Annotated in this window: 1 protein-coding gene; it reads left to right on the top strand. The window is 58.2% G+C overall.

What is annotated here, in order from left to right:
• A partial coding sequence (locus tag SB754_RS20600) for a hypothetical protein (protein ID WP_410784220.1) occupies nucleotides 1-268 on the top strand: 268 nt, incomplete at both ends.

The raw sequence follows: 268 nt of genomic DNA on the forward strand, positions 1-268 counted from the left end.
GTTACTGGCAAGACGGAACAGCTCGGTGGACTGGGGATCTCGGTGGACGCCGTTCGCAGAAACCTGATGCCCCTCGTGCCCGGCGGAGACAAACACTGGCTGCCTATGGTGCATCTGGATCATGTCGCTTCGTTCGTCGCCAATCTCGTTCGCACGGATGACGTCGCCAGCAATACGTATTATTTGTTGGATCCCCGGAGCGATAGTCCAACCATGAGCGCGCTAATCAGTACCATCGCCACCGAGCTGCGCACGATGAGGCCGATTG

Origin of the sequence: Leifsonia sp. SIMBA_070 (genome assembly GCF_046534635.1) — a bacterium.
Lineage (GTDB): Bacteria > Actinomycetota > Actinomycetes > Actinomycetales > Microbacteriaceae > Leifsonia.